Source organism: Curtobacterium sp. MCPF17_051 (assembly GCF_003234595.1).
Lineage (GTDB): Bacteria > Actinomycetota > Actinomycetes > Actinomycetales > Microbacteriaceae > Curtobacterium > Curtobacterium flaccumfaciens.
This window is the reverse complement of sequence record NZ_QKSE01000015.1, coordinates 1-24275: the sequence shown is the minus strand read 5'-3', so window position 1 is coordinate 24275 and position 24275 is coordinate 1. Positions and strand designations below refer to the sequence as shown.

At 71.7% G+C, this 24275-nt stretch carries 24 protein-coding genes; 6 read left to right on the top strand and 18 right to left on the bottom strand.

What is annotated here, in order from left to right; genetic code table 11:
- Position 1 precedes the first annotated feature (1 nt).
- Complete coding sequence (gene moaA, locus DEJ35_RS12630; RefSeq protein WP_111192859.1) at positions 2-1054, top strand: GTP 3',8-cyclase MoaA; 1053 nt, start codon at positions 2-4, stop codon at positions 1052-1054.
- A 3-nt stretch (positions 1055-1057) separates the two neighbouring features.
- Positions 1058-1297: a MoaD/ThiS family protein gene (locus DEJ35_RS12625; RefSeq protein ID WP_111122915.1), complete on the top strand. Its 240-nt coding sequence runs from the start codon at positions 1058-1060 to the stop codon at positions 1295-1297.
- 138 nt (positions 1298-1435) lie between these two features.
- On the opposite strand, the gene DEJ35_RS12620 is transcribed toward DEJ35_RS12625, so the two are convergent.
- From DEJ35_RS12620 to DEJ35_RS12600, 5 genes are read right to left on the bottom strand one after another with little or no spacing between them, the layout of a single operon-like run.
- Complete coding sequence (locus tag DEJ35_RS12620) at positions 1436-2476, bottom strand: ABC transporter ATP-binding protein (RefSeq protein ID WP_111192858.1); 1041 nt, start codon at positions 2474-2476, stop codon at positions 1436-1438.
- Positions 2473-3273: an ABC transporter permease gene (locus tag DEJ35_RS12615; protein WP_111122913.1), complete on the bottom strand. Its 801-nt coding sequence runs from the start codon at positions 3271-3273 to the stop codon at positions 2473-2475. The genes DEJ35_RS12620 and DEJ35_RS12615 overlap by 4 nt, the downstream gene beginning before the upstream one ends.
- Positions 3274-3276: 3 nt before the next feature.
- Positions 3277-4080: a molybdate ABC transporter substrate-binding protein gene (gene modA / locus DEJ35_RS12610; protein ID WP_375342442.1), complete on the bottom strand. Its 804-nt coding sequence runs from the start codon at positions 4078-4080 to the stop codon at positions 3277-3279.
- Positions 4077-4493, bottom strand: a complete 417-nt coding sequence (locus DEJ35_RS12605) for a molybdopterin-binding protein (protein WP_111192857.1) — start codon at positions 4491-4493, stop codon at positions 4077-4079. The genes modA and DEJ35_RS12605 overlap by 4 nt, the downstream gene beginning before the upstream one ends.
- A gap of 59 nt (positions 4494-4552) precedes the next feature.
- Positions 4553-5608, bottom strand: coding sequence for a ThiF family adenylyltransferase (locus DEJ35_RS12600; protein ID WP_181435577.1), 1056 nt, complete (start codon positions 5606-5608; stop codon positions 4553-4555).
- Between the two features lie 95 nt (positions 5609-5703).
- Between DEJ35_RS12600 and DEJ35_RS12595 the strand changes: the two genes are divergently transcribed.
- On the top strand, positions 5704-7356 hold the full coding sequence (locus DEJ35_RS12595) for a glycosyltransferase family 39 protein (RefSeq protein WP_111192855.1): 1653 nt from the start codon (positions 5704-5706) through the stop codon (positions 7354-7356).
- A gap of 63 nt (positions 7357-7419) precedes the next feature.
- Here DEJ35_RS12595 and DEJ35_RS12590 read toward each other — a convergent pair whose 3' ends face one another.
- From DEJ35_RS12590 to DEJ35_RS12570, 5 genes are all read right to left on the bottom strand, one after another.
- Positions 7420-8352, bottom strand: coding sequence for a 4-(cytidine 5'-diphospho)-2-C-methyl-D-erythritol kinase (locus tag DEJ35_RS12590; protein ID WP_111091133.1), 933 nt, complete (start codon positions 8350-8352; stop codon positions 7420-7422).
- Positions 8353-8361: 9 nt separating this feature from the next.
- Complete coding sequence (locus tag DEJ35_RS12585; protein WP_111192854.1) at positions 8362-9681, bottom strand: O-acetylhomoserine aminocarboxypropyltransferase/cysteine synthase family protein; 1320 nt, start codon at positions 9679-9681, stop codon at positions 8362-8364.
- Positions 9681-10721 (bottom strand): LLM class flavin-dependent oxidoreductase, encoded by a 1041-nt coding sequence (locus DEJ35_RS12580; protein WP_071406522.1) that lies wholly within the window; start codon positions 10719-10721, stop codon positions 9681-9683. The genes DEJ35_RS12585 and DEJ35_RS12580 overlap by 1 nt, the downstream gene beginning before the upstream one ends.
- A gap of 86 nt (positions 10722-10807) precedes the next feature.
- A complete protein-coding gene (locus tag DEJ35_RS12575; RefSeq protein WP_111192853.1) occupies positions 10808-11806 on the bottom strand; it encodes a RimK family alpha-L-glutamate ligase in 999 nt (332 codons plus the stop codon).
- 89 nt (positions 11807-11895) lie between these two features.
- On the bottom strand, positions 11896-12738 hold the full coding sequence (locus DEJ35_RS12570; RefSeq protein ID WP_111192852.1) for a helix-turn-helix transcriptional regulator: 843 nt from the start codon (positions 12736-12738) through the stop codon (positions 11896-11898).
- Between the two features lie 101 nt (positions 12739-12839).
- On the opposite strand from DEJ35_RS12570, the gene DEJ35_RS12565 reads away from it, so the two are divergent.
- Positions 12840-13580 (top strand): SDR family oxidoreductase, encoded by a 741-nt coding sequence (locus DEJ35_RS12565; RefSeq protein WP_111192851.1) that lies wholly within the window; start codon positions 12840-12842, stop codon positions 13578-13580.
- Between the two features lie 15 nt (positions 13581-13595).
- Here DEJ35_RS12565 and DEJ35_RS12560 read toward each other — a convergent pair whose 3' ends face one another.
- The 7 genes from DEJ35_RS12560 to rsmI form a co-directional block, all read right to left on the bottom strand.
- Complete coding sequence (locus DEJ35_RS12560) at positions 13596-14090, bottom strand: hypothetical protein (RefSeq protein WP_111192850.1); 495 nt, start codon at positions 14088-14090, stop codon at positions 13596-13598.
- A 53-nt stretch (positions 14091-14143) separates the two neighbouring features.
- On the bottom strand, positions 14144-14683 hold the full coding sequence (locus tag DEJ35_RS12555) for a hypothetical protein (protein ID WP_146244796.1): 540 nt from the start codon (positions 14681-14683) through the stop codon (positions 14144-14146).
- 41 nt (positions 14684-14724) lie between these two features.
- Positions 14725-15267: a hypothetical protein gene (locus tag DEJ35_RS12550; RefSeq protein WP_146244795.1), complete on the bottom strand. Its 543-nt coding sequence runs from the start codon at positions 15265-15267 to the stop codon at positions 14725-14727.
- 367 nt (positions 15268-15634) lie between these two features.
- The gene (rsmA, locus tag DEJ35_RS12540) at positions 15635-16486 is read right to left on the bottom strand and encodes a 16S rRNA (adenine(1518)-N(6)/adenine(1519)-N(6))-dimethyltransferase RsmA (protein ID WP_111192846.1); all 852 of its coding nucleotides are present in this window, start codon (positions 16484-16486) and stop codon (positions 15635-15637) included.
- A gap of 2 nt (positions 16487-16488) precedes the next feature.
- Positions 16489-17421 (bottom strand): TatD family hydrolase, encoded by a 933-nt coding sequence (locus DEJ35_RS12535; RefSeq protein WP_110862405.1) that lies wholly within the window; start codon positions 17419-17421, stop codon positions 16489-16491.
- Positions 17418-18986, bottom strand: coding sequence for a methionine--tRNA ligase (gene metG / locus DEJ35_RS12530; protein WP_111192845.1), 1569 nt, complete (start codon positions 18984-18986; stop codon positions 17418-17420). The genes DEJ35_RS12535 and metG overlap by 4 nt, the downstream gene beginning before the upstream one ends.
- A gap of 133 nt (positions 18987-19119) precedes the next feature.
- Positions 19120-19941 carry a 16S rRNA (cytidine(1402)-2'-O)-methyltransferase gene (gene rsmI, locus DEJ35_RS12525; protein WP_111091126.1) on the bottom strand — a complete coding sequence of 274 codons (822 nt, stop codon included), beginning with the start codon at positions 19939-19941 and terminating at the stop codon, positions 19120-19122.
- 98 nt (positions 19942-20039) lie between these two features.
- Between rsmI and DEJ35_RS12520 the strand changes: the two genes are divergently transcribed.
- Positions 20040-21671, top strand: a complete 1632-nt coding sequence (locus tag DEJ35_RS12520) for a dolichyl-phosphate-mannose--protein mannosyltransferase (protein ID WP_111192844.1) — start codon at positions 20040-20042, stop codon at positions 21669-21671.
- Between the two features lie 118 nt (positions 21672-21789).
- Here the strand turns inward: DEJ35_RS12520 and DEJ35_RS12515 are convergent, their stop codons facing one another.
- A complete protein-coding gene (locus DEJ35_RS12515) occupies positions 21790-22452 on the bottom strand; it encodes a TetR/AcrR family transcriptional regulator (RefSeq protein WP_181420151.1) in 663 nt (220 codons plus the stop codon).
- A 171-nt stretch (positions 22453-22623) separates the two neighbouring features.
- Here DEJ35_RS12515 and DEJ35_RS12510 point away from each other — a divergent pair, with 171 nt between their 5' ends.
- The gene (locus DEJ35_RS12510) at positions 22624-24165 is read left to right on the top strand and encodes an MFS transporter (RefSeq protein ID WP_111122902.1); all 1542 of its coding nucleotides are present in this window, start codon (positions 22624-22626) and stop codon (positions 24163-24165) included.
- Positions 24166-24275: the final 110 nt, after the last annotated feature.

The following is a 24275-nucleotide window of genomic DNA, read 5'->3' as shown; positions in this document are numbered from 1 at the left end:
CATGGCACCCGCGATCCTGCTCGGCACGACCGGCTCCGTGGACCCGGCTCCCGCTGGGCTCGTCGACCGCTTCGGGCGTCGCGCCGTCGACCTGCGGGTCTCGCTGACCGAGCGCTGCAACCTGCGCTGCACCTACTGCATGCCCGCGGCCGGACTGCCGTTCGCGCCCGACGAGGCCCTGATGACGGCGACCGAGATCGAGCGCCTGGTCCGGATCGGCTCATCGCGGTTCGGCGTCCGCAAGGTCCGGTTCACCGGCGGCGAGCCGATGCTCCGGCACGACCTGGTCGACGTGATCGCCCGGTGCGCCGCGCTGCCCGACGCCCCGGAGCTCTCGCTCACCACGAACGCGATCGGTCTCGCCCACCGCGCCCAGGGGCTGTACGACGCCGGACTGCGGCGCGTGAACGTGTCGCTCGACACCGTCGACCCCGACGTCTTCACCACCGTGACCCGACGCCCGTTCCTCGACAAGGTGATCGCCGGGCTGTCGGCCGCACACGACGCCGGCCTCGACATCAAGGTGAACGCGGTGCTGCTGCGCGGCATCAACGACGAGGCCGCCCCGGAGCTCCTCCGCTGGTGTCTGGAGCGCGGCTACGAGCTGCGGTTCATCGAGCAGATGCCCCTGGACCCCGACCACGCCTGGGACCGCACCTCGATGATCACCGCCGCTGAGACCCGCGCGCTGCTGGCGACGTCGTTCGCGCTCACGCCGGACGACGCGCCGCGCGACGGTGCCCCCGCCGAGCGGTACCGCGTGCACGACGCCGTCACCGGTGAGCCGCTCGGCACCGTCGGGATCATCGCGAGCATCACCGAGTCGTTCTGCGCCGACTGCACCCGCACCCGGCTGACCGCCGACGGCCACGTGCGCAGCTGCCTGTTCTCCGACGAGGAGACCGACGTGCTCGGACCGATGCGCTCCGGGGCGGACGACGACCAGGTCGCCGAGCTCTGGCGGCTCGCGATGTGGGCGAAGCCGCGCGACCACGGTGACGACAGCGACGAGCTCGTGCACCCGACGCGTGGCATGAGTGCGATCGGCGGCTGAGGCATGACCACGATCCGGTTCTTCGCCGCTGCCCGCGCCGCCGTGGGCGCCGACTCGCTGACCACGACAGGCCCCACCATCGAGGCCGCCCTCGGCGCGATCGACGCGGCCGACCCGGCACGCTGGAGTGCGTTGCAGGAGCGCTGCTCGTACCTGGTCGACGGCGTGACCACGCGCGAGCGGGCGACCTCGCTCGACGGGGTCGAGATCGTCGACGTCATGCCGCCCTTCGCCGGCGGCTGAGCGGCGCACGTTCCTTCCCAGGACGCCCGCGATGCCTGGTGCTTTCGGGCATACCTGATGCGAACTTCCGACCAGGTACGCCCGATCCGACCAGGTACGCCCGATCCGACCAGGTACGCCCGATTCGGCGCCCGTTCCTCAACCGCGGGGAGCGTAGACCGCCACCTCGGCTGCGGGGACGTCGATGCGCACCGCGTCGCCGGGGGCGATCCCGAGCGCGGTCAGCCGCGCGAGCGTCAGGTCCGCCACCAGGTCACCGGCCCGCACCCGCACCAGTCCGTCGCGCGGCTCGAGCGAAGACACGGTGCGCGCAGCTCCCGCACCGTCCCGCGTCAGCACGGCGGCCGACGGGTGGAAGGCGGCCAGGGCGGGCCGGCCGGGAGGCACGGCGTGCGCCCCCGACGCCAGCTCGCCAACGCCGTCGATCGCGATCCCACCCCCGGTGGCGGTCCCGTGTACCAGCGCGAGTCCGGAGAACGTCGCGGCGAACGCACTCGTCGGACGACCGAGCACGGAGGCGGGGGTGCCCTGCTCGACCACCCGTCCACCCTCGAGCACGACGACGCGGTCGGCCAGGGCGACGACCTCGACCGGGTCGTGGGTGACGAGCACCGCGGGCCGGCCGGCGACCGCGGTCCGGAGTGCCGCGCGGACCTCGTCCTGCGCGCCGACGTCGAGCGCCGAGGTCGGTTCGTCGAGCAGCAGGACCGCCGGGTCGGTGGCGAGCGCGCGGGCGATCGCGACGCGCTGCGCCTGACCGCCCGAGAGTGTTCCGGGGTCGCGGGTGGCCAGTTCGGCGGCCCCGACGGCGTCGAGCGCGTGGCGGGCGAGCTGCCGGGCCGCGGCGCGACCGGCTCCGGCGGCTCGGGGTCCGAAGGCGACGTTCCCGACGACGTCGAGGAACGGGAACAGGTCGGACCGCTGCGCGACGAGTCCGATCCGACGACGGTGCGCGGGCACGGTGTGCCGTGGGCTCGAGACCTGGACCCCGTCGAGTTCGATCCGCCCGGACTCGATCGGCAGCAGTCCGGCCAGGGCCTCGAGCACCGTCGACTTGCCCGCACCGTTCGGCCCGATGACCGCCAGGCACTCCCCCGCGCGGACCTCGATCGCGACGTCGACGTCCCGCGACCCGACGACGACGCGCGCCCGGACACCCGCCGCGCCCTCGGCCGTCATGTCAGGGCTCCGCGGGTCCGGAACGACGAGGCCCCGATGACGACGACGGCCACCACGACGAGCACGACCGCCAGGGCCACCGCGGTGTCCGGGTCGACCTCGCGCTGCAGGTAGACCTCGAGCGGCAAGGTCCGCGTGACCCCCTGCAGACTGCCGGCGAAGGTCAGGGTGGCTCCGAACTCGCCGAGCGCCCGGGCGAAGCAGAGCACGAGCCCCGACACGATCCCCGGCAGCACCCGCGGCGTCGTGACGGTCAGGAACGTCCGGGTCGGCCCGGCCCCCAGGGTCGCGGCGACCCGCTCGTAGCGGTCGCCCTCGACGCGGAGCGCCCCCTCGACCGAGGACACCAGGAACGGCATCGCGACGAAGGTCTGCGCGATGACCACCGCTGTCGTGGTGAACGCGATGCGCAGCCCGTGGTCGTCGAGGAAGGCCCCGACGACGCCGAGCCGACCGAAGGCCGCGAGCAGCGCGAGGCCGCCGACCACCGGCGGCAGCACGAGCGGCAGGAGCACGACGGCTCGTGCGACGCCGACCCAGCGCGACGCCGACCGCGCGAACAGCACGGCGAGCGGGTACCCGAGGACGAACGCGACGCCGGTGGCCGCGAGCGCCGTGCCGAGGCTGAGCCCGAGCGCGGTCAGTGACGCGGCCGAGGTCACGAGCCCGACGAACGACGACCAGTCCACCCGGCCGAGCATCGCGAGCACCGGCACGACGACGAACAGCCCGCCGAGCACCGCGGGCAGCGGGAGCCACCACGCGACCGGTGGGCGTCCGTCAGCGCGCGGAGCCACGGGTCAGGGCTTCCCGAAGCCCGCGTCGGAGAGCACGCGCTGCCCGGCGGCGGAGCGGACGTACTCCGAGAACGCCTGCGCGAGCTCCGGGTCCCCGGATTCCCGGAGCACGCCGATCGGGTACGTGTTGACGGCCTTGCTCGACTCGTCGAACGGGACGCCGTCGACCTTGCCGCCGGCCCCTCGGACGTCCGTCACGTAGACGAGTCCGGCATCGGCCTGACCGGACTCGACCTTGCCGAGCACGTCGGTGACGGACTGCTCCTCGCTGACCGGCTCGAGATCGATGCCCGATGCGGACTCGACCTTCGCCGTCGCGGCACCGCACGGCACCGGGGCGGCGCACGTGACGAGCTGGATGCCCGGAGCCGTCAGGTCGTCGAGGCCACCGATGCCCCGCGGGTTGCCCGGGGCGACCGCGATCTCGAGCGTGTTCGTGGCGAAGGCCCGCGGCGACCCGGTCACCAGGTCATCGGAGGTCAGCTTCGCCATGTTGGCCTGGTCCGCCGCGGCGAACACGTCGGCGGGAGCGCCGTTCTGGATCTGGGTGACGAGGTCGCTGGAGCCGGCGAACGAGAACTCGACGGAGGCGCCGGGGTGCGCGGTCTCGTACTGCTTGCCCAGGGTCGTGAAGGTCTGCTGCAGGGACGCGGCGGCGAAGACGGTGATCGAACCGGTCGGCCCCTCGGTGTCGGAGCCCGCCGGGGTCGACGCCCCCGAGCCCGTGTCCGGAGCCGTGCACGCAGCGAGCCCGAGGGCGACGGTGGCGGCGAGGGCCAGCGCCGCGAACGGCCGGAGACGGATCACCGGGGGTCCTCCTGATGGGCGGCGGCCTCGACGGCGACCATCGTGGCCTTGACGGACGCCACCGCGACGGACCCGACCTCGAGCCCCAGGTCGCGGACGGCCTCGGCGCTCATCAGGGACACCACGCGGTGCGGGCCGCACTGCAGCTCGACCTGCGCCATCACGGTGTCGACGACCAGGGCGGTGACGATCCCGACGAAGCGGTTGCGCGCCGAGCTCTTCACCGCGGACGCAGGGTCGGTCAGCTCGGAGCTGCGATCCCGTGCGTACGCGGCGACCTCGCGACCGTCGACCACGGCTCGCCCCGCGTCGTCCGTGGCCCGGGTGAAGGTGCCCCCGTCGACGAGCCGTCGAACGGTGTCGTCACTGATCCCGAGGAAGGCCGCAGCGTCCCGTACCCGCAGTTGCGTCATGATCCCCCGATCCTATCCGCGGATGCGGTGCCAGACCCGGTGAGGGTGAGTGGGCTGGGTCAGGACCGGTGCTCGATCGCCACGGGCAGCCCCTCGCGACGCCAGGCCTCGAAGCCGCCGTCGAGGACCGCCACGCGCCTCCCGGCCGGCTGCCGCGCCGCCCACGCGTCCGCACGGGGCCCGCGTGCGCAGTAGACGACGACCTCGTCCGCACCGGTGTCGTCGGTGACGGCACCGGCGACCAAGCCGGCTGCGCGTTCCTCGTCGGTCCGGACGTCGACGACGACCAGCGGGTCCGACGGGTCCGCCACCCTGGCGGCCAGGGCGGACGGCGCGATGCGCCGCGTCGTGACGGCGGATGCGGGTGCCGGTCGACGCGAGGCGGGCCCGCGACGGACGGGGCTCTCGGTCCAGCGCCACCGGCGGGCGTCGACGGTCAGGACGCGTCCGAGCAGCGGGTCGCCCGTGCCGGTGACCAACGCGAAGACCTGTCCCGCCATGACCGCACCGACCGCGCCGCACAGTGCGGGGACGACGCCGTCGAGGGCGCACGAGCCCTCGTCGGGCAGGGCGTCGGGGTGCAGGTCGTGGAAGTCGACGCCGTCCGGCCCGGCGTCGCGGAAGACGCTGACCTGCCCGTCGTGGCCGAGCACGGTGCCCCACACGAACGGCACGCCGGCCGCGGCACAGGCGTCCGAGACGGCCCGGGTGACCACGACCGAGTCGGCGGCGTCGACCACGACGTCGTGTCCGGCGACCAGGTCCGGCGTGAACGACGCGACCACGGCGACCGCGTCGAGTTCGGGGTCGACCGCGACGGCTCGGGCGACCGCGACCTGCGCCTTCGGCGAGCCGACGTCCGCGGCCGTGAAGAGCGTCTGCCTGGCCAGGTTCGAGGCGTCGACCACGTCGGGGTCGACCACCGTGAGCCGACCGATCCCGGCGAGGTACGCGACCACCGGGGCCCCGAGCCCGCCGGCCCCGACGACGAGGACGCGCGAAGTGGCCAGGCGTCGCAGCCCGGTGACCCCGACGTCGGCGAGCGCGGCGGTCCGCGAACCGAGCTGCGTCCGGCCCGGGGAGAGCGCGGCGGCGGGGGCGACGAGGGGTTCCATCCCGTCATTCTGGCCCGTCGCACCGAACTCCTGCATGTGAGAGTTCAGCGCCCGGACGCGGCGGATCCCCAGAGCCGATCGGTACGGTCGCGGGCGTGAGTTCCCCGCGTACCGGTACCGTCCCGGTCCGACGCACGACGTCGGACGCGTCGGCGCGCGCGCGCTCGCTGGGGCTCGTCGCGGCCGCCGTCCGGGCCCTCGCACGGACCCCCGAGATCACCGTCGGTGCGCTCGGCGTCGTCGTCGCAGCGGCCTTCAACTGGGTGCCGTCGGTCTGGTACGACGAGGCCGCGACCATCGCGAGCGCACAGCGGAGCTGGCCGGCGCTCTGGGCCGAACTGCAGAACGTCGACGCCGTCCACGGCCTGTACTACGCCGTGATGCACGTCTGGTTCACGCTCGTCGGGTACTCGCCGTTCACGCTGCGGTTCCCGAGTGCGCTGGCCATCGGGGTCTCCGCCGGGCTCGTCGTCGCCCTCGGCCGTCGTCTCGGCGGCGTGCGGCTCGGCGTCGTCTCCGGGATCGTGTTCCTGGTCCTGCCGCGCGTCGCGTGGGCCGGCACCGAGGGGCGACCGTACGCCACCGTCACGACCTTCGCCGTCGCGCTGACCCTCGTGGGGATCACCGCGGTCCGGCGCACCCGGATCCGGCACCACGCGACCCGGTGGTGGGTCGTCTACGGCCTGCTCGCCGTGGTCGCCGTGCTGTTCAACGTCTACCTGGCCCTGGCCGTCGTCGCGCACGGGGTCGTGCTCCTCTGGACCGCCGTCGCCGACCGTGCCGCACGGCGCGACGCCGTGCTCTCGCAGCGCAGCGGTCCGGTGGCTGCGCCGATGGTCGACCGCGCCGCGTTCGTGCGCTGGGGCGTCGCCGCCGTCGGGGCCGCGCTCGTGGTGTCGCCGTTCATCGTCCTCGCCGCCGGGCAGGCCAAGCAGGTCGGCTGGATCACCGGAGTCGGGTGGGCCACCCTGCGCCAGGTCGTCGCGACCGCCTGGTTCGGTGCCGTCTGGCCGTACGCGGTGCTCGGGTGGGTGCTGATGATCATCGGCGTCGTGCTCGCCGTGCGTGCCGCCCGACGTCCTGCCCCGGCCGCCCGCGACCTGCTGCGGCTGCAGGCCGTGCGCGTCGCCGTCCCCCTGACGATCCTGCCCACCGCACTGCTCGTCGGTGCGACCGCGGCCGGGGAGCACCTGTACTCCCCGAAGTACGCCAGCCTGAGCCTGCCGTTCGTCGCGCTGCTCATCGGCTTGGCGATCACGGCGATCCGACCCCGGCGGTGGCTGGCGCTCGCGGTCGTCGGGATGCTGCTCGTGTCGGCACCGACGAGCACGATCGTCCGGCTGCCCCACGCCAAGCAGGACTCGCACTGGGCGAACGCGGCGGCCATCATCGAGCGCGAGCGGGACCGGCGCACCGACCGGAACGAGGGCGTCGTCTTCGGCAGCGTCTGGGAGCACCCGGGCACCACCGCGCAGGTCATCGCCGACTCCTACCCCGAAGCCTTCACCGGGATGCGCGACCTCGCCGTCGCCGAGACCGGTGCCGAACGCGGACAGCTCTGGAACGTCAACGGCGACGTGGCCACGACCGTGCCCGAGCGGATCTCCGGCATCGACACCGTGTGGTTCGTCGGCGGCAAGTCGCGGAACATCCGCCCGCAGGTCACCGAGACCCTCGTGGCCGAGGGCTTCCACGTCGTGCGCTACTGGCACACCGGGACGGTCATCCTCTGGAAGTACAGCCGCTGACGGTGGCGGTCCAACCGCTGACGGTGGCGGTCCAGCCGCCGACGGCTGCGCCGGGGCGTCGGGTCAGTGCACCAGGCGTGCGCCGTGCACCGGGCCGGTGGCACGGAGTGCGACGAGCCCGGCGGCGCTGAGCTCGACCTGCAGTTCGAGCGCGGCGTCGCGGTCACCCACCAGGAACGCCACCGTCGGTCCGCTTCCGGACACCAGGCCGGCCAGGGCACCGGACTTCTCACCGAGTTCCAGGGTCGCCGCGAGCCGGGGCTGCAGCCGCATGGCCGGTGCCTGCAGGTCGTTGTGGACGCAGTCGGCGAGCAGGTCGGGGTCGCCCGCGCGCAGGGCCTGCAGCACGTTGGCCTCGACCACGGGGTGCGACGGCGCCGGGGAGATGTCGGCTCGGTACCGCTCCCGGTGCTCGTCGAGCGCACGGTAGACGGCGGGGGTGCTCAGCCCGTCGTCGCTCAGGGCGAGGACCCAGTGGAACTCACCCTTGGCCAGCGCGGGGCTCAGCTCGTCACCGCGGCCGGTGCCCACGGCGGTGCCGCCGGCGAAGGCGAACGGCACGTCGGCGCCGAGCTGCGCGGCGAGCCGGAGCAGCTCTTCGCGACCGAGCGCGGTGCCCCAGAGCGTGTCGACGGCGAGCAGGGTCGCCGCGGCGTCCGCGGACCCACCGCCCATGCCGCCGGCGACGGGCACCTGCTTGTCGATGGTCAGCCGCACCCCACCGCGGTGTCCGGCCGCGTCGGCCACGAGCCGGGCCGCACGGATGGCCAGGTTCGACTCGTCGACCGGCACGGTGCTCGTGTCGATCGGCCCCGTGAAGGTGACCGAGAAGTCGTCGGCGGCCTCGGCGGTGACGTCCTCGTACAGGGACACCGCCTGGTACGCCGTGGCGACGTCGTGGTAGCCGTCGTCCTGCAACGCCCCGACGGACAGGAACACGTTGATCTTGCCGGGGGCGCGCGTCCGCACGCGGGTCGGTGCGGCCAACGTGGTCATGCGCCCAACCTATCCCGCTGCGGCTGCCGTGAACCCCCGCGCCAGGTCCGCGGTGATGTCGTCGATGTGCTCGAGGCCGATCGACAGGCGGATGAGACCGTCCCCCACCCCGGCGGCCGCCCGCTCGGCAGCGGTCATCTGCACGTGGGTGGTCGATGCCGGGTGCACGACGAGCGAGCGGACGTCACCGAGGTTCGAGACGTGGTCGAACAGCTCGAGCGCCGCCACGAACCGTCGACCCGCGGCGACCCCGCCGGCGAGGTCGAACGACAGCACCGCCGACGGCCCCTTCGGCACGTAGCGCTGCTGCAGGTGGTGCCACGGCGAGTCCGGCAGGCCGGCGTAGTGCACGTGCTCGACCTGGTCGTGTGCGTCGAGCCAGGTCGCCACGGTGGCGGCGTTCGACACGTGCCGGTCCATCCGGAGCGACAGCGTCTGGATGCCCTGCAGCACCAGGAACGCGTTGAACGGTGCGATCGCGGGCCCGAGGTCGGCGGACAGCTTCGAGCGGGTGCGCTGGATGAACGCCCGTCGCCCGAACTTCTCGGCGAAGTTCGTGTTCGCGAAGCCGGACTGCTCGGTCGTGGCCAGCTGCGGGTAGGCGTCGGCGTGGGCCGCCCAGTCGAAGTTCCCGCTGTCGACGATGAGCCCGGCGATGGCGCTGCCGTGTCCGGCCAGGTACTTCGTCGCGGAGTGCACGACGATGTCGGCGCCGTGCTCGATCGGGCGCACCAGGTACGGCGTCGCGATGGTGTTGTCGACGATGAGCGGCACACCGGCCCCGTGCGCGACCCCGGCCACTCCGGCGAAGTCCAGGACGTCCCCGCGGGGGTTCGGGATGGACTCGCCGAAGAACGCCTTCGTCTCCGGACGCACCGCCGCCGCCCACTCGGACAGGTCGGTCGGGTCCTGCACGAACGTGAAGGTGATGCCGAGGTCCCGCAGGGTCGACGCGAACAACGTGTAGGTCGCGCCGTAGAGCGAGGCGCTCGACACCACGTGGTCACCGGCGCGTGCGACACCGAGCACGGCCAGCGACGTCGCCGCCTGCCCGGAGGCCAACGCCAGCGCACCGATCCCGCCCTCGAGGTCGGCGATCCGGCGTTCGAGGGCTGCCGCCGACGGGTTGTTCACCCGCGTGTAGGTGTGGCCGGGGGCGTCGAGCATGAAGCGCGCGGCGGCGTCCTCGCCCGACGGGTAGACGTACGCGGCGCTCTGTGCGATCGGCGGCACGTTCGCGCCCCAGCCCGGGTCGGCCTTGAAGCCGGCGCGGATCTGGCGGGTCTCGAACGCCCAGCCGTCCTCCGCGTCGGTCGGCGTGGCACCCATCAGGACTGCGCCCCGACCGACTGCCGGACGAGCGGGATGACCTGCTCGCCGAACCGGTCCATCTCCTCGAGCTGCGGCGAGAACTGCAGCAGGAGCGTGTCGACGCCGGCGTCCTCGAACTCCCGGATGCGGTCCGCCACCTGCGACGGCGTCCCCACGAAACCGGGGCGCAGGCCGCGGTTCGACACCGAGTAGTCCTCGAGCGAGGGCACGTGCTCGAGCTGCGACTTCGAGATGAAGTCCTGGTAGGACTCGTACGCCTTGCCGTGCTGCACGTCGGTGATCCGTGCGAGTTCGGCCTGCGCCTCTTCCTCGGTCTCGCGCACGATGACGTACGCGGCCATGCCGAACGCCTCGAACGGCGGCAGGCCGGCGTCGACGCGGCGCTGCTTCATCTCGTCGATCTTCGCGCGGAGCTCCTCGACCGTGCCGCCGTGCGTGACGTAGGCGTCGGCGTACCCGGTGATCGCGGCCTTGCCGGCCTCGCTCTCACCACCGGCGTAGATGCGCGGCGTCACGCGGGGCTTCGGCTCGAGGTGTGCGTTCTCGATGTCGTAGTACTCGCCCGAGAACGAGTACGGGGTCTCGCGCCACAGGCCCTTCATGACCTCGACGAACTCCGCGGTGCGCTTGTACCGGTCGTCGTGCTCCGAGAAGATCCCGCCGTACTGCTTCGCCTCTTCCGCCCACCAGGCGCTCACGACGTTGAAGGTGAACCGGCCGCACGAGATGTCATCGATCGTCGCTGCCTGCTTCGCCGTCACCGCGGGCAGGTGGTACCCGGGACGCATCGCCGCCATGATCTCCAGGCGCTCGGTCGTCGCCGCGATGGCCGCCGCGAGCGACCACGCCTCGAGCGAGGGCGCCGCCGTGCCCTTGATGTCGTTGAGGTTGAGCTCCGGCACGAGCGTCAGGTCGAAGCCGATCCGCTCGGCGCGCTGCGCCAGGCGCTTCACGTAGTCGAAGGTGACCGGCATGTTCTCGTTGTCGACGTTGCGCAGCCAGCCGCCGAAGAGCGGGGTCCAGTATCCGAATCGCACGTTGGTTCCTTGGGGGTGTGGGAAAGGCGGACGGGAGGCCCGTGGCGGGCCCGCCACGGGCCTCCTGTCCGGTGGTTCTTGCGTTCTCAGGCCGTGAGCTGCGCCGCGTACTGCGTCTCCAGCAGCCCACCGAGGTACTTCGCGATGGAGCGCGGGCCGGAGGCCGGCGCGGACTCCTCGACCGCGGGGTTGTAGTTCGTGTTCGTGTTGATGTCGTAGACGACGGTGCGGCCGTCCGTCGTCTCCATGAACTCGACGCCCGCGATGGTGATGCGCTGGTCGGCGAGGAACGTGCGGAGCTGCTGGACCAGCGGGTGCTCGGCGGTGATCTCGGTCCGGACGGCGAACGCCGGGGGCGCGCCGACGGTCTCGGTGCCGGGGACGTCGCAGACGGCACCCGCGATGACCTGGGGCACCTCGCACGCGTCGGCGGGGCAGAGCTCGAAGCTGCCGGCGCTGGTGTCGACGCGGACGGCGTACACGAACTCGCCACCGACGAACTCGACGCGGGTGATGAAGGGCTCGCGGGCCGTCAGGTACTCCTGCAGCAGGGTGATGCCGTCGACCGGAGCCTCGAACTCGGGGCTGTCGACGTAGGCGTCGAACTCGGCGAGCGAGTCGAACCGCCGGACGCCCAGGCCCTTGCCGCCCTGGTTGTGCTTCGTGATGAAGGGGACGTCCTGCCCGTCGGTGAAGGTGCGGGCGGCGTCCTTGAGTGTCGTCGTGCCGAACACGGCGGTCGTCCGCGGCACGTCGAACCCGGCCTGCTGCAGGAGACCGTGCTGGGCGACCTTCGACACCTCGAGCTCGAGCACGTGGCTGCCGCCGACCACCTGGCGGCCGGCACGCTCGAGCCAGCCGAGGACCGCGCGGGTGTACTCCTTGCTGTGCTCGTGGCCACGGGTGTGGGAGCTCGCGGACATGCGGCTCCAGTAGACGCCGGGTGCCGGCTCGGTCGCGAGGTCGATCTGCCCCTCGGTCAGCAGGATCTCCTCGACCGGGACGCCCTCGGCCTCGAAGGCGGCGGCGAGCGGGGGGAACCACTCGGGGTTCTCGTGGATGACGTACACGCGCGGAGTGCTCACGCCCCCACCCTAGGCACGGTATACCGCACGCGGCGAAGTGTGTGACGTGGCGTTGCTTCTCGGGGCGCTGTTCGCACGGTGCGAGGTCGTCAGCCGGCGAAGGTCTGCTGTCCGACGACGCCGAGGAGCTCGAGCTTCTGCGCGTCCTCCGATCCTGGAGGCGCGGTGAACAGCAGCAGTGCCTGCGCCTGGTCGTCGGTGTGCAAGACCTGGCAGTCGACGGTGATGCGCCCGAGTTCCGGCTGCACGATCGTCTTGTTGTCCGACCAGCGTGTGGCCACCTCGTGCTTGGCCCAGAGGTCGCGGAACTCGGGGCTGCGCGCCTGCAACTCGGCGATGAGTTCGGTCGCCCGGCGGTCTCCCGGGCCCGCGAGCCCGACGGTCGCCCGGAGCGACGCGACCACCACCCGCCCCAGCCGCTCGTGCTGCTCGGGTGCGTACTTCGCGAGCTCCTCACCCGTCACGAACCACCGCCACGCCTGGTACCGCCGGTTGCCCGGCAGGTCGACCGAGCTGCTGAGGAGCGCCGCCGCGAGCCGGTTCTCGACCAGGGTCTCGCCCAGGTGGCTGACGACGATCGCCGGGGTGTCCTCGAGCCGGTCGAGCACCCGCAGGATCGCCGGGTCGACGTGGTCGGCGCGGTGCATGCGCGTCGGGGCGTTCTGCCCGGCCAGGTGGAACAGGTGGTCGCGCTCGTCGAGGCTGCAGCGCAGAGCCCGGGCGATCGCGGCGATCATCTGCTCGGACGGCTGCGGTCCGCGCTGCTGCTCGAGTCGCGTGTAGTAGTCGACGGACATGCCGGCGAGGGCAGCGACCTCTTCACGGCGGAGCCCCGGGGTCCGGCGTCGTGGCCCCTGCCCGAGGCCGACGTCCTCGGGGCGCAGCAGCTCACGGCGACGGCGGAGGAAGTCGGCGAGCGCGGCACGGTCCATGGGTCGATCATCGTCCGCTTCCTGCCCGGGTGCCAGGGATCGCCGATCCCCCGATGACCGCGCTCTGGTTGCGACCCTGTCCACGGAGCATCGTGGTGGTCATGGACATCACGAACTCCACCGTCTTCATCCCCGGCGCGACCTCGGGCATCGGTCTCGCCCTCGCCCAGCGTCTGCAGGCCGCCGGCAGCACCGTCGTCATCGGCGGGCGCCGCCAGGCGCTCCTCGACTCCCTCGCCGCCGCGCACGGCTTCGGCACCGTGCAGATCGACGTCAGCGATGCTGACTCGATCGCGTCGGCCGCTTCCACCGTGCTCGAGGCGTACCCCTCGCTGAACACCCTGATCACCATGTCCGGGATCATGCGGAACGAGGACCTGCGCTCCTCCGACCACATGGACGACGCGATCGAGACCATCCAGACGAACCTGGTCGGCACGATCCGGCTCATCGACGCGTTCCTGCCGCACCTGCTCGAGCAGCCCGCCGCGACGCTGATGACCGTCACCTCCGGCCTCGCGTTCGTCCCACTGACCGCGACGCCGACCTACAACGCCACGAAGGCCGGGGTGCACTCGTACACCCAGGCCCTCCGTCAGCAGCTCGTCGGTTCGTCCGTCGAGGTGCTCGAGCTCGCTCCCCCGGCGGTGTCGACCGACCTGATGGGCGGTGCCGACTTCGGCGGGATGCCGCTCGACGCCTTCGCCGACGAGGTCATGGCGCTCATCGAGTCCGGCGCTGCCCCGGAGATCCTGGTGCAGAACGTGCACCCGCTGCGCTTCGCCGAGCGGAACGGCAACCACCAGCAGATCCTCGAGATGATGGCCGGCGCGGGACACTGAGCCCGGCGAGCAGGTTCAGCCGGCGGCGTTCTCCGGATCGGAGGCGTCGCCGGCCTCGCGTCCGGCGATGACCCGATCGAGGAACTGGTTGAGCACGGGGAGGCCGCACACCACGACGAGGCCGAGCGCCGATTCCCACACGGTCCATCCGAACCACGACCGGAGAACCTCGTAGGCCCACGCCCCGAGTGCGGTCCACATGAACACCGTGGTCGCTCGCTGGACCGGAGAGACGGACGTGGAGGCGAGCACGGCGTCGGTGCGGTCTGCGTCGACGTCGGCGGCATCGGCGGCGGCGGCGCCGTCGGCGTCCGCGTCATCTCGGCCGAGCATGCCGAAGGCGACGCCCCAGCCGATGATCGCTGCACCTGCCAGCAGCCGCACCCAGACCACGTCGTCGGTCGGACGCTGCCCGAGGTCACGCACCGAGAGCACGATGATCGCGATGCCACCGAGGACGGCGATCAGGGTGATGGCAAGGGCGAGGCGGCTGACGGGTCGACGGGGCACGGAGTCGATCGTAGGGGCGTGCGCGCGCGGCTCGCGCTCTCCCGTTCGCGGTGTCAGAGGGCGGCGAGGAGCCGCTGCAGTTCGGCCTTCGCGTCGGGCATCCGCTCGGGGCCGGTGAGCCGTTCCCGCTGCACCGAGATGCGGACGGTGTCCGGCTTCGGACCGTCCTCGGTGTTGAGCAGCACGGATTCGCGGTCGGCGAAGGTCCAGCGGGCCGAGGGGCGCTTGCCGCCGCGGCGCTCGGACGTCGGCGTGGATCCGAGTGCCGCCGTGAACACCGGCACGATCCAGTCGAGCACGGCCTCTCGTCCACCCGGGACCTGCCGTGAGGCCGACACCGCGAAGGTGCCGTCCGTGCGCTGACCGGGGATGCGGAGCCCGCGGGCCTGTTCGTACCCGATGGTGATGCCCTGCGCCCACCACGGCTCGACGCCCTGACCGATCAACCAGGACGCGATCGCCGCGTGCCCGATGGTGGTTCCGTCTGCGCCGTCGATCAGGGCGTGCCACTCGTCCGGTGACCTGCCCGTCGCGGCGAGGACACGGTCGGGCGCCATCCCCTGTGCGTGCGAGCGAACCGTTCCGTCGGTCATGCCGTCATCGTAGAGCGCATGGCGTGCGGAGCACCGCCAAGTCAGGTCAGGTCAGGACCGGATCGCGCCCGCAAGCGACGGGCCTGCCTCGCGCCCCCGGCGTCGATGAGCAGCGGCAGGCGCTCCTTGTCGACCGCCCCGAATGCCGGATCGACCGTCACGAAGCCGTCGACCTCCCAGTTCGCCGCTGTTGCGACGTGCACGGCACCCGAGACGGTCAGTCCGAACTGCTCCATGAGGTGCGGGACCTCGTCGCTGACAGCATCGATCCCGACCCAGTGCATTTGAGTCGACCGCAGCAATTCCCTCCACGCAGCGACGTGGCGACCAGCGGCTTCCGCACCCATCCCGTGAGCAGCCTGCAGCACCTCGAACTCCGTGTAGGCGCTGTACAGGATCTCCGTGCCGACCAGGTCGAGGTGATCGAGGAACGTGACCACCTCGGCATCCTGACGCTCGCATCGGCGCAGGGCGCTCCGGACGAAACTGGAGTCGACGAGGACGACGTCCGGCCGGGCGGCGCAGTCGTTGAACTCGAGGACCCGGTGCTCGTCGAACTGATGCGGCTCGAGTCGATCGAACACGGTCAGAGTCGACTGTGGAACGCCGCGGTCGGCTCGACCCAGAAGTCCGGATCGATCAACTCGGACGCTCGCCGCCGGCGCTCGCGACGTTCTTCGAACGTGCCCTCCGGTCGCGGGGTGCCGGCGAAGAGGGCTCGACGTTCCGCCGCAGTGGAGATGCTCGTTGCTCGCTGATGGTCGAGGTCAGCTCGCCGAAGCGCTCGAGGACGTCCCTCTGCGGCCTGCGCCTCGGTCGGGACACGGTGGAGCGGGCGGGGTGATTCGGCTGGTCGCACGGTGCCTCCTTGGTCGATGGAGTCAACCGTAGGAGCGCCGAGCGGACGCAACCGAACATTCCGTATTTCGCTGCCTGTCCGTTGGCCAGATGTCACTCGGCAGCAGCGAGGACCGTCCGCCCGAGCCGCACGAAGTCGTCGACACCGATCGCCTCGCCCCGAGCGGTCGGGTCGATGCCCGCCGCTGCCAGGACCTCGGACGCGTGCGCGCTGCCGCCGAGCACGCCGGACAGGCTCTGCCGCAGCATCTTGCGTCGCTGCTGGAACGCCGCGTCCACCAGCGTGAACACCCGCGACCGCAGGAGCTCGTCACCCGGTGGCTCGTGCCGGTCGAACGCCACCAGGACACTGTCGACGTTCGGCACCGGCCAGAAGACCTGACGGCTGACCAACCCGGCGGTGCTCCACGACCCGTACCAGGCGGCCTTGACGCTCGGCGACCCGTAGACCTTGCTGCCGGGGCCGGCGGCGAGCCGGTACCCGACCTCGGCCTGCACCATCACGAGCGACCGCTCGATCGACGGGAAGGTCGCGAGCAGGTGCAGCAGCACGGGCACGGAGATGTTGTAGGGCAGGTTCGCGACGAGGTGCGTCGGCTCGATGTCGAGGTCCGTGGCGGCGACGGTCATGGCGTCCTGCTGCACGACCGTCAGCGACGCTTCCGGCTGCATCGACGACACCGTCGACGGCAGCTTGGCAGCCAGGCGCTTGTCGATCTCGACGGCCGTGACGGGGGCGCCGGTCTCGGTGAGCCCGAGCGTCAACGACCCGAGCCCCGGACCGATCTCGAGCACCTGAGCCGACGGGGTCACACCGGCGACCGACACGATCCGCCGCACGGTGTTGGCGTCGTGCACGAAGTTCTGGCCGAGCTTCTTCGTCGGGGTGACGTCGAGTTCGGCCGCGAGCTCCCGGATCTCCGCCGGGCCGAGCAGTGCGCCCACGACTACTCGTCCACCGTCACGGGCTCGGCGTCCCACGCGCCGTAGACGAGCTCGGTGTTCGAGGCGATCTGGGCCGCGAGCATCGAGGCGTCCGTGCCGAGCGTCTCCGCCATCGACCGCAGGGTGAGCGGGATGAGGTACGGCGCGTTCGGGCGACCGCGGAACGGGGTGGGCGTCAGGAACGGCGCGTCCGTCTCGATCATGATCAGGTGCCGCGGGGCGACGACCAGGGCTTCACGCAGCAGTGCGGCGTTCTTGAACGTCACGGTGCCGGCGAAGGACATGTACCAGCCGCGCTCGGCGCAGAGCCGGGCGAGGTCCGGGCCGCCGGAGAAGCAGTGGAAGACGGTCCGCTCCGGGGCACCCACGCGGTCGAGGACCTCGACCACGGCGTCGTGTGCGTCGCGGTCGTGGATCGTCAGCGCGAGGTCGTGCTCCTTCGCGATGCGGATGTGCTCCTCGAACGAACGGACCTGGGCGTCGCGGCCGTCCTCGCCGGTGCGGAAGAAGTCGAGGCCGGTCTCACCGATCGCCCGGACCCGCGGCAGCGCGGCGAGCCGTTCGATGCCGGCGAGGTGCTCGTCGAGCAGCCCCTGTTCCTGCAGCACGGGCGCTTCGTTCGGGTGCAACGCGACGGCTGCCAGGACCCGGGGCTCCCGAGCGGCGATCGACGCGGACCACTCCGAGGTGGCGAGGTCCGTGCCGACCTGCACGACTCCACGCACGCCGACGCTCGAGGCACGGTCCAGGTGCTCGCGGTACTCGAGCGGACCGTCACCCCCGTCGCCGACACCGTCGGCGATCTCCATGTGGGTGTGGTTGTCGTACACCGGCACGACGAGCGCCTGCGGCAGCGGCGGGTACGTCAGGTCGCGCTTCGACCCACCGGACGCCCCGTCACCGCGGGACCGGACGTGCGACTCGGCGTCGGTCACGCGGAGACCTGCTCGATCCGCGGGAAGAGCCCGCTCTCGAGCGGCACCACGTGCGACGCACCCTGCCACTCGAACGCACGGTCGACCCGCTGCTCGGCGACGGACCCGCCGGCGCCGATCGAGGCCCAGAGCTTCTCGGTCGCCTTCGGCATGACCGGGGACAGCAGGACGGTGACGATGCCGAGGCCGCGGAGCGCGGTGGTCAGGACGGTCCCGAGGCGCTCGCGGTTGGCATCGTCCTTCGCCAGGGCCCACGGCGCCTGCTCGGTGATGTACCCGTTCAGGGCGTCTACGAGCTCCCACACGCTCGCGATGGCCTCGTGCGGGGCGAAGGCGGCGATGGCGGCGTCGGCACGCTCGGTGACCGAGACGGCCAGGGCATCGATCGCCTGGTCGGACTCGGTCAGCGCACCGCGCGCGGGGACCTCGCCGTCGCAGTACTTCTGCAGCATGGCGACCAGGCGTGACGCCAGGTTGCCGTAGCCGTTCGCGAGCTCGGCCTGGTAGCGCGCCGAGATGTCTTCCCAGCTGAAGTTGCCGTCCTGCCCGAAGGTGATGGCGCGCAGGAAGTAGTAGCGGAAGGCGTCGGACCCGAACGTGTCGGTGATCTCCGACGGCGCGATGCCGGTCAGCTTCGACTTGGACATCTTCTCGCCGCCGACGAGCAGCCAGCCGTGGCCGAAGACGCGCTCCGGCACGGGCAGCCCGGCGGCCATGAGCATCGCCGGCCAGATGACGGCGTGGAAGCGGGCGATGTCCTTGCCGACGATGTGCACGCTCGGCCAGAGGCGCCGGAAGGCCTCGTCGTCGTCGGTGCCGTAGCCGAGCGCCGTGACGTAGTTGAGCAGGGCGTCGAACCACACGTACAGCACGTGGTCGCTGTCCCACGGGATCTTGATGCCCCAGTCGAAGCTGGAGCGCGAGATCGACAGGTCGCGGAGCCCCTGCTTGACGAACGAGATGATCTCGTTGCGGACGCTCTCGGGCTGGATGAACAGCGGGTTCGACTCGTACAGGTCGAGCAGGCGCTGCTCGAAGTCGGACATCCGGAAGAAGTAGTTGCGCTCGGCCAGTACCTCGACCGGGATCGAGTGGATCGCGCAGACCTGCTGGCCCTCGTAGGCACCGGTCCCGGCGACCAGGTCGCTCGGCTGCTTGTACTCCTCGCAGCCCACGCAGTAGAAGCCCTCGAACTCGCCGGCGTAGATGAAGCCGTCGTCGTAGAGCTTCTGCAGGAACGCCGTCACGCCACGCTCGTGCCGTTCGTCGGTGGTGCGGATGAAGTCGTCGTTCGCGACGTCGACCGTGTCGAGCAGTGGCTTCCAGGCGTCGTTGACCAGGCGGTCGGCCCATTCCTTGGGTGAGACGTCGTTCGCCGAGGCGGTGCGCAGGATCTTCTGCCCGTGCTCGTCGGTGCCGGTGAGCAGCCAGGTGTCGTCACCGCGCTGCCGGTGCCAGCGCGCGAGGAAGTCCGCGGCGACCTCGGTGTAGGCGTGCCCGATGTGGGGCACGTCGTTCACGTAGAAGATCGGCGTGGTGATGCTGAACGAGGACCCGGCGGACATGCGGACCATCCTACGGGCGCACGGAACCCCGATGACGCGTGCGGCGGTGGACTGTGGAGAACCGGGTCGTGGAGGCCCGTGACGGGCCCGCCCCGCGCCTCCAGACCGGCGGACGCGAACGTGACGTGCCCGCTCAGCGCGCCGCGAGCGCCCCTTCGTAGAGGTCCCGCTTCGACAGCCCGGTCGCGTCCGCGACCGCCGCGGCGGCCTCCTTCATGCGCATGCCGGCGGCCACCCGCTCGAGCACCAAGCGCACCCCGTCGTCGAGCGTGGCTTCTTCGGTGGCCTCCGCGGCGCCGGCGACGACGATGCAGATCTCGCCACGCACACCCTCGGACGCCCACGCGACGAGTTCGTCCAGCGGCCCGCGACGGACCTCTTCGTACAGCTTCGTGAGCTCGCGGCAGACCGCGGCGCGGCGGTCACCCCCGAACCCGGAGGCCATGTCCGCCAGGGTCTCGGCCAGCCGGTGCGGCGACTCGAAGAACACCATCGTCCGCTGCTCCCCCGCCAGCGCCTGGAACGCCCGGCGGCGCTCCCCGGCCTTGCGGGTCGGGAACCCCTCGAACGTGAAGCGGTCGGTGGGCAGCCCGGACACGGCGAGCGCCATGAGCACGGCCGACGGCCCGGGCAGGGCTGTGACGGTGACCCCGGCGGCCGCGGCGGCCTCGACGAGCGGGAAACCGGGGTCGCTGATCGCGGGCATGCCGGCGTCGGTGAGGACGACGACGTCCTCGTCGCGGGCGAGTTCGACGACCTCGGACGCCTTCGCCCGCTCGTTGTGCTCGTGCAGGGCGATGAGCCGCGGACGGTTCTCGATGCCCAGGGCGCGCATCAGGTGGATGGCGGTCCTGGTGTCCTCCGCCGCGACGACCGTGGCGTTGGAGAGGGTCTCGACGAGACGGCGCGAGGCGTCCCCGAGGTTGCCGATGGGCGTTGCTGCGAGGACGATCACGCACCCATTGTCCCCGCACGGCGACTCCGGCGCGGCCGCGCGGCGCGAGCACCGCCGTCGCAGCGGGGACGTGCGGTCGATCCGTAGGATGCTCAGCGATGACCAGCGAGCTGACCGACGACCGCACGGCCGTGCCCGACCGGCCGGTCGGCTCGCGCCTGGACGACTGGTGGGGGCGGGTGCTCTCCACGTCGCAGCGGGTCGCCGTGTGGCGGTGGACGGGTCCGCTCGCGGTGACGCTGCTCGCCGCCGTGCTGCGGCTGGTGAACCTCGGCACCCCCCACTCGCTCGTGTTCGACGAGACCTACTACGTCAAGGACGGCTGGTCGATCGTGCACCTCGGGTACGAGGGCACCTGGCCCGCGAACCCGAGCGGTGACACCGCCCCGACGACCGACGACCGGTTCGTTCGCGGCGAGACGGACATCTTCACGAGCGCCGCGGAGTTCATCGCGCACCCGCCGCTCGGCAAGTACCTCATCGGCCTCGGGATGCTGCTGTTCGGGGCCGACAACTCGTTCGGCTGGCGCTTCACGGTGGCCGTGCTCGGCATCGCGACGGTGTTCCTCACCGCGGTGATCGCCCGGTCGCTGTTCCGTTCGACGATGATCGGCACGCTCGCCGGCTTCCTGCTCGCGATCGACGGGCAGGCGATCGTGATGTCGCGGGTGACGCTCCTCGACGGCATCCTGACCTTCTTCGTCATCCTCGGGTTCGGGGCGCTGCTGCTCGACCGTCGGCAGGGTCAACGGCGACTCGACGAGTGGGTCGCCGCCCGCGCCGCCGCCGGCCGGACCACCCTGTGGGGTCCGGTGCTCTGGTGGCGGCCGTGGTTGTTCGCGATGGGCCTGGCCCTGGGGCTGGCAGCGGCGACGAAGTGGTCGGGGGTGTACTTCCTGGCGTTCTTCGCCGTGTACTCCGTGCTGAGCGAGATGATGATGCGCCGCCGCGCCGGGGTCGAGTTCTGGTCGTCGAGCGCGCTGCTGCAGCAGGCACCGGTGTCGTTCCTGCTGACCGTGCCGATCGCCGCGGTGACCTACGTGGCGTCGTGGACGGGCTGGTTCGTGTCGAAGGACGGCTGGGACCGCAACTGGCTGTCCTCGGGCGGCGAACGCTGGACCGGGATGCTCGCCTGGGTGCCGGACAGCCTGCAGAACTGGTGGCACTACCAGTCGGAGATCTACGCCTTCAACATCGGACTGCACACCCCGCACTCGTACCAGGCGAACCCGCTGCTCTGGCTCGTGATGCAGCGCCCGACGTCGATGTTCTACGTCGGCACGGACGCCGGGCAGGACGGCTGCTGGGCGAACCGCTGCGGCGAGGCGATCACCGGCATCGCGAACCCGTTCATCTGGTACGCCTCGGTCATCGCCACGGTGGCGCTGCTCGTGCTCTGGGTCCTGCGCCGGAAGTGGGAGTACGGCTTCGTCCTGCTCGGCGTCGCGGCGGGGTACCTGCCCTGGCTGATGTACGTCGACCGGACGGTGTTCCAGTTCTACACGATCGCCTTCGAGCCCTACATGGTGATGGCGCTGGCCGCCGCGATCGGGTTGGTGCTCGGCAGGCGGAGCGACGAACGGTCACGCCGGTCACGGGCGATCCTGTGGGTCGGCGTGTACCTGGGCGTCGTCGTGCTGGCCTCGGTCTACTGGTACCCGATGTGGACGGCGATGCAGGTGCCGTGGGACTTCGTCCGGTCGCACTACTGGATCCCCAGCTGGCTGTAGCCGGTCCCGCGGGTCCGGCCGGTCCGGCCGCGCCCGTCGCGCTGGCCGCTCTGGTGGCGACCGCCGCCGGACTGGAGGCCCGTGGCGGCGCCGCCACGGGCCTCCGGTGGGTCCCTGGTCAGGACTGCGCGTGCAGCGCGCGCTCGATCGACTCGCGGTCCAGCGGGTCGCCGAGCATCGGCGCGGTGTCGCCCGTGCCCGGCAGGACGCCCTGGATCAGGAGTTCCGCGTAGCGGCGCCAGGCGTCCGGGTCGTGCTCGCGGGTGGCGTCGGCGACCGCACCGACCATCGCGGTGAGCATCGGCAGGTCCCGGGAGTCGAAGCCGGGGCGGACGACGCCGGCGGTCTCGGCACGGCCGATGATCGCGGCGACCTGACGTTCGAGCCGGTCGCGCTCCTGCACGATGGACGGACGGGCCTTGCCGGCACGGACGATGGCGTCGGCGAGGGCACGGTCGCGTGCACGGAACGCGAAGACGCCCATCAGGTACACCCGGAGCGCCTCACGCGGGTCGGACACGTCCGCGGCACGCGCTGCGGCGTCGTTCATGGCCTCGAACTTGGTGGCGAGCAGCGCCTCGATCAGGGAGTCCTTGTCGGCGAAGCGTCGGTAGACGGTGCCGACCCCGACGCCGGCCTCGTGCGCGATGTCGTTCAACGTGACGGAGAGCCCGCGCTCCGCGAAGCACTTGCGCGCCGTCTGCAGGATCAGCTCGCGGTTGCGCGCTGCGTCGGCGCGCAGCGGTCGCTCGAGGTCGGACGCAGAGTCGGTGGTGCTCACGATCCGACCGTAGTTGCACTTTCTGGGAACAAGTGGATGCACTCCTTCCGTTTCGGTCTACACTGACCACAAACGGATGCCCCGCATCCGGTTTCGTCACCACCACATCTCCGGAGTGCCCGACGGCGCGCACCTCCACCCCACCCTCCAACCTTCTCGAAGGAGGCTGCCGTGACGGCAGAACACACCGTGCCGACCCCCACCGGGACAGCACCCACGACTCCGGGCACCACCCCCGCCAAGAGCAACCACCGCTGGATCGCCCTGGCGGTCATCGCCCTCGCACAGCTGATGGTCGTGCTCGACGCGACCATCGTGAACATCGCCCTGCCCTCCGCCCAGGCCGACCTGGACTTCGGCACCGACCAGCGACAGTGGATCGTCACCGCGTACTCGCTGGCGTTCGGCTCGCTGCTGCTGCTCGGTGGTCGTCTCGGCGACCTGTTCGGCCGCAAGAACACCTTCATCATCGGGCTCGTCGGCTTCGCCGTCGCCTCGGTGCTCGGTGGCCTGGCCGACTCGTTCGGCCTGCTCGTCGCGGCCCGCGCGCTGCAGGGTGTCTTCGGCGCACTGCTCGCCCCGTCCGCACTCGGCATGCTGACCACCACGTTCCGCGACCCCAAGGAGCGCGGTCGCGCGTTCGGCATCTTCGGGTCCATCGCCGGCTCGGGTGCGGCCATCGGCCTGCTGCTCGGCGGCGTGCTGACCGAGTACGCCTCGTGGCGCTGGTGCCTCTACGTCAACGTCGTCTTCGCCGTGCTCGGTGTGATCGGCGCCCTGGTCTTCATGGAGCGCCCGCCGAAGGTCGAGCGTCCGCGCATCGACGTCCTCGGGGTCATCACCATCACGCTCGGGCTGGTCGGCGTCGTCTACGGCTTCTCGAACGCCGAGACGAACGGCTGGGACTCCCCCGTCACGATCGCCATGCTCGCTGGCGGCGTCGTGCTGATCGCCGCGTTCGTGTTCATCGAGACCCGCGTCGCCCACCCGCTGCTGCCCCTGCGCGTCGTGCTCGACCGTGACCGCGGCGGCTCGTTCATCGCGATCGGCCTGGTCGCGATCGGCATGTTCGGCATCTTCCTGTTCCTGACCTACTACCTGGAGCAGACCCTCGGGTTCAGCTCGCTGCAGACCGGTCTCGCGTTCCTGCCGATGCCGCTGTCGATCATGATCTCGGCGACGCAGATCGGTGGCCGCCTGCTGCCGCGCGTCGGGCCGAAGGTGCTCATCTTCGCCGGTGGCCTGGTCGCCGCGACCGGGCTCCTCCTGCTGCTCCGCACCGACCTGGACAGCTCCTACGCGGGCACCGTCCTGCCGGCGCTGATCGTGATCGGCCTCGGCATGGGCACGATCTTCTCGTCCGCGATGAACACCGCGACGACCGGGGTCGCACGGGCCGACGCCGGTGTGGCCTCGGCGACGGTCAACACCATGCAGCAGATCGGTGGCTCGATCGGCACGGCACTGCTGTCGACGATCTTCGCCGACGTGGTGTCGAACAGCCTGTCCGGGCTGTCCGCCGCCCCGACCAAGCTGCAGCAGGCCCAGGCGACGCTCGACGGCTACCACGCGGCGTTCGGCATCTCGGCGGGGGTGCTCGTGCTCGTCGCCCTCGCCGGCGGCCTGCTCATCAACCGGCAGTCGGTGCGGGTCGAGCGGCTCGCACGTGCCGGATCCGCCACGACCGGGAGCATCCCCGCCGCGGCGCACTGACGCCGGCGGTTCGCTCCGCTCCTTCGGCCCGTTCCGGTTCTGCCGGGGCGGGCCGTCGTGCGTGCGGGGCGGCTGGCGGTGGCCGGGCTGGCGGTGGGGCGGCTGGCGGT

Excerpts from the sequence above, each read along its gene's own strand:
- DEJ35_RS12620 (WP_111192858.1), bottom strand. The coding sequence starts at position 2,476 with ATGACGGCCGAGGGCGCGGCGGGTGTCCGGGCGCGCGTCGTCGTCGGG.
- metG (WP_111192845.1), bottom strand. The coding sequence starts at position 18,986 with ATGTCCGCCGGGTCCTCGTTCAGCATCACCACGCCGATCTTCTACGTG.
- DEJ35_RS12520 (WP_111192844.1), top strand. The coding sequence starts at position 20,040 with ATGACCAGCGAGCTGACCGACGACCGCACGGCCGTGCCCGACCGGCCG.
- DEJ35_RS12625 (WP_111122915.1), top strand. The coding sequence starts at position 1,058 with ATGACCACGATCCGGTTCTTCGCCGCTGCCCGCGCCGCCGTGGGCGCC.
- DEJ35_RS12585 (WP_111192854.1), bottom strand. The coding sequence starts at position 9,681 with ATGGGTGCCACGCCGACCGACGCGGAGGACGGCTGGGCGTTCGAGACC.
- moaA (WP_111192859.1), top strand. The coding sequence starts at position 2 with ATGGCACCCGCGATCCTGCTCGGCACGACCGGCTCCGTGGACCCGGCT.
- DEJ35_RS12590 (WP_111091133.1), bottom strand. The coding sequence starts at position 8,352 with ATGACCACGTTGGCCGCACCGACCCGCGTGCGGACGCGCGCCCCCGGC.
- DEJ35_RS12600 (WP_181435577.1), bottom strand. The coding sequence starts at position 5,608 with ATGGAACCCCTCGTCGCCCCCGCCGCCGCGCTCTCCCCGGGCCGGACG.
- DEJ35_RS12605 (WP_111192857.1), bottom strand. The coding sequence starts at position 4,493 with ATGACGCAACTGCGGGTACGGGACGCTGCGGCCTTCCTCGGGATCAGT.
- DEJ35_RS12565 (WP_111192851.1), top strand. The coding sequence starts at position 12,840 with ATGGACATCACGAACTCCACCGTCTTCATCCCCGGCGCGACCTCGGGC.
- DEJ35_RS12570 (WP_111192852.1), bottom strand. The coding sequence starts at position 12,738 with ATGGACCGTGCCGCGCTCGCCGACTTCCTCCGCCGTCGCCGTGAGCTG.
- DEJ35_RS12555 (WP_146244796.1), bottom strand. The coding sequence starts at position 14,683 with ATGACCGACGGAACGGTTCGCTCGCACGCACAGGGGATGGCGCCCGAC.